Consider the following 10,552-nt stretch of genomic DNA (forward strand, 5'->3'; position numbering starts at 1 on the left):
CCTCCCATGAGCGAAACCCAGCCCACGGAAGCCGTCACAGTGTACGCCGACTACGTCTGTCCGTTCTGCTATCTCGGCTACACCTCCTTCGACCAGTACCTTGAGGAACGCGAGGAACCACTCGAAACCGACTGGCACCCCTTCGATTTGCGCGCCAGCAAGCGCCGCCCCGACGGCACCATCGACCACTCCGTCGACGACGGAAAGGACGATTCGTACTTCGAGGAGGCCAAAAAGAACGTCCGTCGACTCGCCGACCGCTACGGCGCCGAGATGACACAGGAGCTCGTCAAGGACGTCGACTCCTACGACGCCCAGCGGGTCGCCCTCCGCGCCCGCGAGGCCCACCCCGAGGCCTTCGAGGCGTTCCACCGCGGCGTCTTCGATGCACTGTGGGAAGAGGGCCGTGACATCGGCGATGACAATGTGCTCGAAGACATCGCCACCGAAGCGGGACTGCCGGCCGACTACGTCGAATCGGTCCTCGACGACGAGGCCAGCGCCGAAGAACTGGAATCCGCCTTCGAGGCCGCCCAACAGCGCGGCATCACGGGCGTGCCGACGTTCGTCGCAGGCGGCCACGCGGCCCGCGGTGCAGTGCCGCCGGAGCAACTGAAGCGACTCGTCGAAGGCGCCTAACTGACGTATTTCTCGCGCGTCTCGGTCAGCACTTCGCGGGCGTGCCCGGAGGGGTCGGCCATCTCGGGGTCGTAGACGGCGACGACCTCGCCGCCGGCGAGGACGAACGTCAGTCGGTCCGTATAGCCCTCGGAAGTGTCGAGGCCGAACGCCTCGGCGACCGCGCCGTCGGTGTCGGCGAGCAACTCGAAGTCGATGCCCTCCTCGTCGGCGAAGTCGGCGTGGGTATCGACGTCGTCCATCGAGACGCCGTAGACGGCGATGCCGGAGTCGCGGAACTCCGGGAGGGCGTCCTGAAAGTCGTTGGCTTCGATGGTACAGCCGCCGGTGAAGTCCTTCGGGTAGAAGTACACCACCGTCGGCTCCTCGAAGTCGGGAGAGACCGACTCGCCGCGTTGGTTCGGTGCGCTGACTGCCGGTGCCGAATCGCCGGGGTCGAGCATAGCGGCCGTTCGAGGGCCGTCGGTAAACGCGTTCGGGTCGCGGACGCGGCATCTCGTCCCGCCAAGAAAGAAACTATGAACCCAGTTCGACTTCTCCCATATAACTCTCCACACATAGACGGCGTAACACATTGGTCGAACAGTACGCGTGAGACGGTATGGGAGACGACGAACGAACGAGCATCCACCGACGGGCGCTTCTACGGGCGGCGGCAGCGGGGGCCGGTGTGGGTCTGACTGGCGCCGGAACCGTGGTAGGGACGAGCGGGTCGACGAGCGACGCGCTACGGCGAGCGGACACACAAGCAGCACGGGGGCCGCGGTACGTCCTCGATTATCAGGACGAGTTCAGCGAGGACCTCCGACGGAACGTCGAGACGTTCCCCGGAATCGAGCAGTGCGTCTACCCGAACGCCGACCGCGAAATCTACGGCCCGACGGACGTGAACGCCCAGACCGCAAACGGCGGATTGGCCGTCGCGTTCAACGACCGCGGGACGATGACGGTCTGTAAGTGGCCGAACCCCTCCTACTACGACCACGCGAAGTACTTCGCCAAGGACCGAAGCGCCGACCACTACGGGGTCGCACCGAACGAAGGTGCGTTTCTCGGCCTCGCGGTCGAGACCGACGACGAAACCGAGACGACGTGGCTCCGTGAGTGGGAGACCACCCAACGCCACCCCGAGAGCCTGACCGACGTCGTCGTGACCGAACACCGCTCGGACCGTCTCGGATTGACAGTCACCGTCGAGGATGTCGTCGACGCCGACGATGACGTGTTGGTTCGGGACGTGACCGTCGAACGTGACGACGACTCACCGGTCGAGAAGGCGCGACTCGTCGCCTTCGAGAACCTCTCGTTGAACGTCTCGAAACTCCCGTTTTTCCCGGTGACCGATGCGTGTCTGGAGGAGGGCAACGCCGACTTCGCGGCCTACGACCGCGCTATCGACGCCATCGTCCACGCCAAATCGGGCGTCGACGTCTCGACGGGCGAGCAAGCAAGCGTCGCCATCGGCATGGGCTTTCGGGAACCGAGCACCGACCACCAGGTCGGCGGCGATGCCTTCGAATCCGCCTCGACGCCCGACGAGGTCGCCCTCGATGCCGGGAGCGCGGTGTTCGAGGGGCTAGAGGAGGTGCCCGAAAGCGGCCCGCTGACCGGCGCCGTCGGTAGCCTCCGGGAAGCGACGTACGGCAACGTCGTCGCGCGAGACGCCTACCTCGACGCGAACGAATCCGTCGAGTTGGCCGGCAACGACAGCTATTTCGGACAGACGACGGGCGCGCTCTCCCGCCTCCTCTCGTTCGAGGACGGGGAAGCGACGGCGACGCTGTACTTCGCCGCCGGCGACGACGCCGCGGCCGTCGGCGAACGCCTCGGGTCGGCCAGAGAGCGCGACCCGGCGGCGATTCGAGAGCGCAAACGGGAGTGGCTCGAAACCGTGTTGGCGGAGGCGCCGTTGCCCGACACCGACGACGAGGACGTCCTCGCGCTGTGTCGGCGGGCGCTCGTGACGCTGGCGACGACGTACGACCCCGAGTCGGGCACCATCGTCGCCTCCATCGCCACGCAATCGCCGTACGGCGAGGACTGGCCCCGCGACGGCGCGTACTTCAATCACGTCTTGGAGGCCATCGGCCGCCACGACTGGGTCGAGAAGCACAATCGCTTCTACGTGGAAAACCAGCAGTCGGCAACCGACCCCGAACTCCCCGATTTGGTGCCGCCCGGGAACTGGGCGATGAACTACTACGCCGACGGCGTCCCCGGCGGGCCGATACCGTACGAAATCGACGAGACCGGCTACGGCATCTGGACGCTGTGGGACCACTACGACGCCACCGGCGACGAGGAATACCTCCGGGAGGTGTACCCGGCCATCAAGCGGGCCGCCGACTACCTCGTCGACTGTGCGGACCCCGAAACCGGCCTCCACTGTCCGGCCTGGGAGGACGACCGGCCGATGCCACAACAGACCGCCGTCGGCGCCCTCACCGTCTGGCTGGGCCTCGACAGCGCGCGGAAGGCCGCCGATGCGCTCGGTCGAGGCGAAGACCGGACCCGGTGGACGGTCCGCCGGAACGAACTCGCCGAGGGCATCGAGGCGGAGTGTTACGACGAGGCCACCGGCTACGGCGCGAAAGCCGGATTCACCTTCGCCGAGACGGTGTGGCCCGTCGGCTACCGTCCGGAGGTCGGGTCGGGAGACGGAACGCTCGACCATCCGCGTATCGAGAACACCCTCGACCGGGAATGGGCGGAACTGGAGACCACCTTCGCCGAGCCCGAAGCGGGCGAACGCGACGGAGGGCTCTACGAGTCGAAGGGGCTGCTCGCGTTGGCGAAGGCCCGACGGACCGAGGGACCGGGCAGTATCGACGACGTTCGGGATGGGCTCCGGTGGGTCGCGACCGAACACGCCACCGAGGGGACACACGTCCTCGGTGAGGTGTGGATGGCCGAGGAGAACGACGACGGCGAACGGGAAATCGTCTCCGCCGTCTCACAGCCCCACGTCTGGGAGCAGAGCCTGTTCTACCTGGCGGCGCTGGAGGCCTGGCCGCCGGAGGGGCTCGAGTTCGACGCGGATTCGCTGGGCGGCGTCATCGAGGCGCTTCAGGAGCGAAACGCCCCGAGTCAGTCGTAACTGACACCAGTCAGTTCCTCGGAGACCGACCACAGCCGTTCGGCGGTGTCCTCGTCGTAGGAACGCTTGCTGGAGCGTTGGGTCTCGGGGGCACCGCGCATGTTCATGAGGCCACCGGGACCGACGTAGTCGCCGCCCTCGACATCCTCGGCGGTCGCGGCATACAGCATGGGCAGGGCGCCCGCTTCGGCGGATTGGGCGAAGATGCGGTTTGCGACTGCCATCGCCGCGAGCTTGAGACGGGACCCCTCCTGTTCGGGGCCGCGGCGCTGGAGGTTCGTCGCCGCGTAGCCGGGGTGACAACCGACGCTCGTCAGTTCGTCGTAGCGGCGGTCGAGTTCGTAGGCGAAGAGCAGGTTCGCGAGTTTGCTCTGGGCGTAGGCGCCCCACTTATCGTAGTCGTCGGTGCCGTGGAGGTCCTCGAAGTCGATGCGGCCGTTGGTGTGGATGCCGCTGGACTGGGTGACGACCCGTGGGTCGGGCGCCGCCCGGAGGGAATCGAGCAACAGGCCGGTCAGCGCGAAGTGGCCGAGGTGGTTGACGCCGAACTGTGTCTCGAAACCGTCGGCCGTCTCGCTACGCGGAATCGCCATCACGCCCGCGTTGTTGCAGAGGACGTCGATGCGCCCGAGGTCGATGGCCGTCTCGGCGAATGCCCGAACCGAATCGAGGTCCGCGAGGTCGAGTGCCTCGACGGTCAGCGACGCACCAGGGACCTCCTCGCGAATCTCCTCGCGTGCGTCCTCAGCCGATTCGACGTTCCGACAGGCCATCACGACGTGAGCACCTTTTCGGGCGAAGGCGCGGGTGGCTTCGAGGCCGAGGCCGCTGTTGGCTCCCGTTACGACGACGGTTCGACCGGACAACTCCGGCATATCCTCGCGCGTCCAGTTCGACATACTGGTCGAACCGGCGGGAGCGGCATACGTGTTCGGTCATCGTTCAACGAGAACTCGGTTGAATATTTATACAACCGTACATCGGCGGCAGAACGCAAATCTGTGGGGAAAAGCCATGGCATCCCATGCGACCGAACCGGACACGAGTACTGCTTTTGACCGCGGTGTTGTGTCTCGCAGCCGTCGCCTTCGTCGGCGTCGGCGCCGCCGCGGAGGACCCGACCGAGGAAACGACGATTGACGTGAACATCGGCGTTGACGCAGACGGCGAGGGCGGCGACGGGAGCGTCGTCTGTACCGGTGCGGTGACCGACCACGACTGCGATAAGGGCGGCGAGCTCGACGCCGGCCCGACGAGCGTCGAGTACGACGGCTTCAACGACGACAGCCTCGACGAGCGGTCCTCCGCCTTCGGCGACACCTTCGTCGTGACGGCCGGCAACGAGTCGGCGACAGTCGGCTTCACCTGTGAACTCGGCCTCGAACCGTCCGCGGAGAACCCCTGTCCAGTCGAGGCCTCCCAAGGTGACACCACCGAGGACGGCGACGAGCCGAGCGACGACGAATCCCACCCAAGCGAGAACGGCGAAGGTGACGGAAACACACCCGAACACGCCAACGGCCCGCAGTAGCGCATCGGCCGACTCACCGAACTGAACCGCCGCAGGGTATAGGCCCCCTCGCGTCGAAGTCGCCACGAATGGCTGCCATTCGGACGCGCGAGTTGTCGAAACGATACGGCGACGTGGTGGCGCTGGATTCGCTGTCGCTGACCGTCGACGACGGCGAGTGCTACGGCTTTCTCGGTCCTAACGGCGCCGGCAAATCGACGACCATCAACATTCTGACGGGCCAACTCGTCCCCGATGACGGTGAGGCCCGCGTCGCGGGTGTCGACCCCGTCGAGACGCCAGTCGAAGCGCGGCGACACGTCGGTATCCTCCCCGAAAGCGGCCGACCGCCGTCGTTTCTGACCGTCCGGGAGTACTTCGAGTTCGCCGCGGCCACTCGCGACATCGAGGAGGCGACGCTGACCGAGCGGGTCGACCGCTGGGCGGAGCGACTGGAGTTCGCCCACAAACTCGACACGCTGTGTACCGACCTCTCGCAGGGCGAACGACAGAAGGTGCTCATCACGCAGGCGTTCCTCCACGAACCCCGGGTCGTCTTCATCGACGAACCGCTGACGAACTTAGACCCTATCATGCAGGAGCGGGTCAAGCGCTTCTTCGAGACCTACCGCGACGCCGGCAACACGCTGTTCCTGTCGACGCACTTCGTCGAGACGGCCGCCGAGGTGTGTACGCAGGTCGGCATCCTGAACCGCGGTCGCCTGCTCGAGGAGCTCCGACCCGGCGGGATAGACGGCGACGCACTGCTCGACCAGTTCTTCGCGTCGGTCGAAGAGGACGTAGGGGAGGCGGAACTGCAACGCACGCCATGACGCTGTCGACTACCTATCTGCTCCGTGTGATGGCACTGGAGGAGTGGCGACTCCACGGCCGGATGTTCGGCGGGAAGCGCTTCGCGATGTTCCCCGTCTTCGTCGCCGCGGTCGCCGCCGGCACGGCCGCCTTCTTCGCCCTCGCCAACGCCGACACTGGCCTGCTCATCGCCGGCCTCCATCTCGTCGTCGCGACGCTCGGCCTGCAGGTCGGCACCGTCGGTTTGGTCGGTCGAGACGCCCTCGAAGACCTGCTGGGCGAGACGACGCTGTTGCTGTTCTCGGCGCGGACCCTGCCCGTCGAACCGAAGAAACTGCTCGTCGCATTCCTGGTGAAGGACGTGGCATACTACGCCGTCCTCTTCCTGTTGCCGCTGACCGTCGGTTTGGTGCCGCTGGTCGTGATGGCCGACGTACCTGCCGCCCGCCTGCCGCTGTTGTTCCTCACGAGCGTCGGCATGTTCGCGCTGAGCGTCGCCGCGAGTTTCGCACTCGTCGGCATCCACACGCGCTCGCGGACGGCCTCCATCGCTTTGGTCGTCGCCGTCGTCGCGGCGCTCCTCCTCGATGGGTCCCGCGTGCTCGCGGTGACCCCGTACGGTCTACTAGCCGACATCCGGCCGCTGACCGTCGCCGGGAGTCTGCTTTTGCCCGTCTTCCTCGGCGTCGTCGGCGTCGTCGCCTTCCGGTTCGACCGCCGGACCCCCTCCCGGACCGCTGCCAACCGATTCGGGTGGCTCCACCGGAAACTGGGGGGCGCCGACGAACAGGGTCTGCTCGCAAAGTCGCTACTCGACGTGGTGCGCTCCTCGGGCGGCCTCTGGAAGGTCGTCTTCTCGCAGGGGCTGGTCTTCGCCGTGCTGGCCGTGCTGCTCGCCTTCCTGCCCGACGTGGTGCCGGTCCGACCGGAACCGGGACTCACCATCGCCGCCGTCCTCGCGCTGGGGTCGTTCACGACCTACAACTGGCTCTGTCAGTTCGACGACACGGCCTTTTACCTCCGGCATCCCGTCTCGCTGTCGGCGGTGTTCCGAGCGAAACTGCTCGGCTTCTGTCTGCTCGCGTTGCCCTCGGGGCTTGCCTTTCTCGGATTGGGTGCGGTCGTCTTCGGCACCGGGACGATGGCCGTCGGCATCGCGGTTTTCGCGCCGCTGTGTCTGTACGTCTTCGGCGTGACGGCGTACGTCGCCGGTCTCGAACCGACAGAGTTGCTGTTCGACACGCCCGTCTTCGCCGGGTTCACGCTGGCGATGATGGTCGTTCTCATCCCGCTGGTGGTCGCCGCCATCGCCTTCACGCTGTATCCGACCGGTCTCGCGCTCGGAAGCGTCGGCTACGCGTCGCTGTCCGGACTCGCGGGACTCGGCCTGTATCGGCGGGCCGGAACGAGGTGGGAAGGGCGGGCGCTGGACGGAACGGACTGACCTACAGCCTGTATCGGCGGCTTGGGAGCAGTGAATGAGGAAGTGGTAAAAACCTAATATATTGGATTAAATTACAGTTCTATGGAAGAGACAAAAGAACGGCATTCGGGGATACTCTTCGAACGCATCATTGCCGCAGTAATCGACCTTCTGGTGATGATTCCTCTGGTCGCAACGATTGCAGCAATTTTGGGCGTCGGAACCCAATCCGAGGCTGTCTTCGTATCTATAATCCTTGTGGGATATTTTTCGTACTACATCGTTCCGGAGTGGCTGTACGGTCGGACGCTGGGAAAGCAACTACTCGGGATAATCGTCCTTCGTTCGGACGGTCGAGTTCCGTCTCTCGAACAGGCCGTGCTGCGTAACCTGTTGCGAATCATCGACGGAGCGGGAGGATACCTGTTTGGACTGCTCGTAATCCTGTTCACAAACAAGAATCAACGGGTCGGCGACCTCCTCTCGGGAACGGTCGTCGTTTCCAGGGAGTGATTACAGTTCGTAGAGGTCGCCGAACTTCGATTCCGCGTACTCGAGGAAGTAGTCGGCGGTGAAGGATTCGCCGGTGGCCTCCTCGATGAGGTCGTCGGTGGTGTAGCGCTGACCGTGGCTGTGGACGTTGTCGGTGAGCCACTGGTGGAGCGCATCGAACTCGCCGGCGCGGACCTGCGAGTCGAGGTCGCCGATGTCGGAGGCGGCGGCGTCGTACAGTTGTGCTGCCAGGACACTCCCCAGCGAGTAGGTCGGGAAGTAACCGAAGGAGCCGTGACTCCAGTGGATGTCCTGTAGGCAGCCCTCGCCGTCGGCGTCGGGGCGGACGCCGAGGTACTCCTCCATCTTGTCGTTCCAGACGGCGGGGACCTCCTCGACGTCGAGGTCGCCGGCCAGCAGGTCGCGTTCGATTTCGAACCGGAGGATGATGTGGAGGTGGTAGGTGAGTTCGTCGGCCTCGACGCGGATGAGATTGTCCTCGTACACCTGGTTTGCGGCCTCGTAGGCCTGCCGGGCGGTGAGGTCGGTGCCGTACTGGTCGTTGAACTGCGGGACGAACAGCTCCCAGAACGGTTCGGTTCGGCCGACGTGGTTCTCCCAGAGCCGCGATTGGGACTCGTGGACGGTCAGTCCGCGGTGTTCGCCGAGCGGCGAGCCGTAGGCGTCCTGTCGGAGGCCCTGGGTGTAGGTGGCGTGGCCGAACTCGTGGATGGTCGAGCCAAGGGAGTCCAGCGGGTCGGACTCGTCGAATCGGGTGGTGACGCGGGCGTCGAACTGCGTTCCCGAAGAGAAGGGGTGTGGTGCGGTGTCGATGCGGCCGTGTTCGAAGTCGTAGCCGAGCGTCTCGAGGGCCTCACGAGCGAGGTCCATCTGCTCGTCTTCGGGGAAGGTGCCGTCGACGCTGTAGAGGTCGACGTTGGAGTCGCGAATCTCGTCGATGAGCGGGACGAGGCGCTCACGGAGGTTCTCGAGGACCCGTTCGGCGGTGTCGAGGTCGATGTACGGTTCGTAGTCCGCGAACAGCACCTCGTAGGGGTCCGCGTCGGGGTCGATGTGTTCGGCGTACTCGCGTTTGAGGTCGAGCAGGCGCTCGACGGTCGGCGCGAAGGTGTCCCAGTCGTCTTCGGCCTTGGCTTCCTGCCAGACGGGGTGGGCATCGCTCGTCGCCTCGCTGATTTCGGTGACGAGGTCGGTCGGGACGCGTGCCTTCCGCTCGTGTTGTCGTCGAATCTCGCGGACGACAGCGGCTTCCTCGGCGGGGAGGTCGGCGTCTTCGAGGTCATCGAGGTTTTCAGCCACGTCGTCGTCGACGAGGATGTCGTGGGCGACCGCCGATATCGCGCCGCGCTGCTTCGAGCGGGCTGGTGTCCCGCCCTCCGGCATCATCACTTCCTGGTCCCAACTCAGCACCATGTTCGCGTCGCCGAGGTACGTCGCCCGCTGGTAGTCGGCCAGCAGGTCGTCGTAGGCCTCGGGGACGCTCGATTGGTCCGTCGCCATGGCAAATACTGCGACCCCCGAAGCCAAGAACCCACGGATACCGGACGAGGCGGTCAGTCGGTCACTCGTCGGCTTTTCGCCGACCAGACAACACGTACAGGAGGATGAGAACGCCCTCGATTCGCGCCGCGGTGTACACCCACGGCCGGAGTTCCACGTCGTCGTCCTTGGTTGCGAGGTTCATCCAGAAGTCGACGAGCGGTTTCGGAAACGCCGCTTCGAGCAATCCGAGGACGGCGAAGAGCAATCTGAGTGCCATACGTGAGGATACGACACATGCCAAAAAGAGCCTGTCGCGAGTTCTCACGCGGCGGGAGCGACTATTCGAGCGTCATCTCCGCGACGCGACGGTACACCTCGGCACACCGCTCGACGACGGCCAGCGAGACGCTCTCGTCGGCGGTGTGGGCCTCTCCGGGTTCCGCAGCCCCACAGACGACGCAGGTGGTACCCGCCCCGGCGAGCCAGCCGGCGTCGGTGGCGTGGGGTTTGACCACCTGTTGGGGCGACTCCGATTGGGCGGCGTCGGCGGCATCGAGAACCGCCTCGGCGAAGTCGGCGTCGTCGCAGGCCATCGGCGGGAGGTCCTGCTCGACGGCCCAGGAGACGCCGTCGATTGATTCCACGTCACCGAGGGAAGCGCGCTCGCCGGGAACGGTTCGCTCGTCGACGGTGACGGAACAGCGCTCGGGGACGACGTTCCACGCGCTGCCGCCGTCGATTTCGGTGACGACGACGCTGCCCTCCAGACGGTGGCCCAACACCTCGGTTTCGGGTGCGTCGAGGCGTCGAACCACGTCGACGGCGTCGGTGGCGCGGTAGATGGCGTTCTCGCCTGCCTCGGCTTCGCTGGCGTGGGCGGCGGTTCCCGACGCGGTAATCGTCGACCCGCGACGACCCTTGTGGGCGACGGCCACGTCCGTTACTCCGGTGGCGGAGTAGCCGGTCGACCCCTCGCCGACGACGGCGTAGTCGGGGGCGAACCCCTCCTCGATGGCCGCCCGACAGCCGACACCGCCCGCCTCCTCCCCGACGAAGGAGGCGAAGACGAGTTCGC

At 65.9% G+C, this 10,552-nt stretch carries 11 protein-coding genes; 6 read left to right on the forward strand and 5 right to left on the reverse strand.

Annotated features, from left to right (window positions below):
* Positions 1 to 6: 6 nt before the first annotated feature.
* Positions 7 to 639: a DsbA family protein gene (locus GJ631_RS09630; protein ID WP_156708942.1), complete on the forward strand. Its 633-nt coding sequence runs from the start codon at positions 7 to 9 to the stop codon at positions 637 to 639.
* On the opposite strand, the gene GJ631_RS09635 is transcribed toward GJ631_RS09630, so the two are convergent.
* Positions 636 to 1,082: a peroxiredoxin gene (locus GJ631_RS09635; RefSeq protein ID WP_156708943.1), complete on the reverse strand. Its 447-nt coding sequence runs from the start codon at positions 1,080 to 1,082 to the stop codon at positions 636 to 638. The genes GJ631_RS09630 and GJ631_RS09635 overlap by 4 nt on opposite strands.
* Before the next feature lie 158 nt (positions 1,083 to 1,240).
* Here GJ631_RS09635 and GJ631_RS09640 point away from each other — a divergent pair, with 158 nt between their 5' ends.
* Positions 1,241 to 3,736 carry a hypothetical protein gene (locus tag GJ631_RS09640; RefSeq protein WP_156708944.1) on the forward strand — a complete coding sequence of 832 codons (2,496 nt, stop codon included), beginning with the start codon at positions 1,241 to 1,243 and terminating at the stop codon, positions 3,734 to 3,736.
* On the opposite strand, the gene GJ631_RS09645 is transcribed toward GJ631_RS09640, so the two are convergent.
* Positions 3,727 to 4,635: an oxidoreductase gene (locus GJ631_RS09645; protein ID WP_156708945.1), complete on the reverse strand. Its 909-nt coding sequence runs from the start codon at positions 4,633 to 4,635 to the stop codon at positions 3,727 to 3,729. The two genes, GJ631_RS09640 and GJ631_RS09645, sit on opposite strands and share 10 nt — an antisense overlap.
* Before the next feature lie 125 nt (positions 4,636 to 4,760).
* On the opposite strand from GJ631_RS09645, the gene GJ631_RS09650 reads away from it, so the two are divergent.
* The 4 genes from GJ631_RS09650 to GJ631_RS09665 all read left to right on the forward strand — a co-directional run bounded on the left by GJ631_RS09650 (position 4,761) and on the right by GJ631_RS09665 (position 7,995).
* Entirely contained in the window at positions 4,761 to 5,267 is a 507-nt protein-coding gene (locus GJ631_RS09650) for a hypothetical protein (protein ID WP_156708946.1), read from the forward strand.
* 68 nt (positions 5,268 to 5,335) lie between these two features.
* Complete coding sequence (locus GJ631_RS09655) at positions 5,336 to 6,079, forward strand: ABC transporter ATP-binding protein (RefSeq protein ID WP_156708947.1); 744 nt, start codon at positions 5,336 to 5,338, stop codon at positions 6,077 to 6,079.
* On the forward strand, positions 6,076 to 7,503 hold the full coding sequence (locus tag GJ631_RS09660; RefSeq protein WP_156708948.1) for a hypothetical protein: 1,428 nt from the start codon (positions 6,076 to 6,078) through the stop codon (positions 7,501 to 7,503). The genes GJ631_RS09655 and GJ631_RS09660 overlap by 4 nt, the downstream gene beginning before the upstream one ends.
* An 81-nt stretch (positions 7,504 to 7,584) precedes the next feature.
* Positions 7,585 to 7,995, forward strand: a complete 411-nt coding sequence (locus tag GJ631_RS09665; RefSeq protein ID WP_156708949.1) for an RDD family protein — start codon at positions 7,585 to 7,587, stop codon at positions 7,993 to 7,995.
* On the opposite strand, the gene GJ631_RS09670 is transcribed toward GJ631_RS09665, so the two are convergent.
* The 3 genes from GJ631_RS09670 to GJ631_RS09680 all read right to left on the reverse strand — a co-directional run.
* The gene (locus GJ631_RS09670) at positions 7,996 to 9,495 is read right to left on the reverse strand and encodes a carboxypeptidase M32 (protein WP_156708950.1); all 1,500 of its coding nucleotides are present in this window, start codon (positions 9,493 to 9,495) and stop codon (positions 7,996 to 7,998) included.
* A 61-nt stretch (positions 9,496 to 9,556) separates the two neighbouring features.
* A complete protein-coding gene (locus tag GJ631_RS09675) occupies positions 9,557 to 9,754 on the reverse strand; it encodes a hypothetical protein (RefSeq protein ID WP_156708951.1) in 198 nt (65 codons plus the stop codon).
* Between the two features lie 61 nt (positions 9,755 to 9,815).
* Positions 9,816 to 10,552, reverse strand: a 737-nt coding sequence (locus GJ631_RS09680; RefSeq protein ID WP_156708952.1) for a M20 family metallopeptidase, incomplete at its 5' end; no start/stop codon positions are given.

It is taken from the genome of Natronomonas sp. CBA1123 (assembly GCF_009741925.1).
GTDB lineage: Archaea > Halobacteriota > Halobacteria > Halobacteriales > Haloarculaceae > Natronomonas.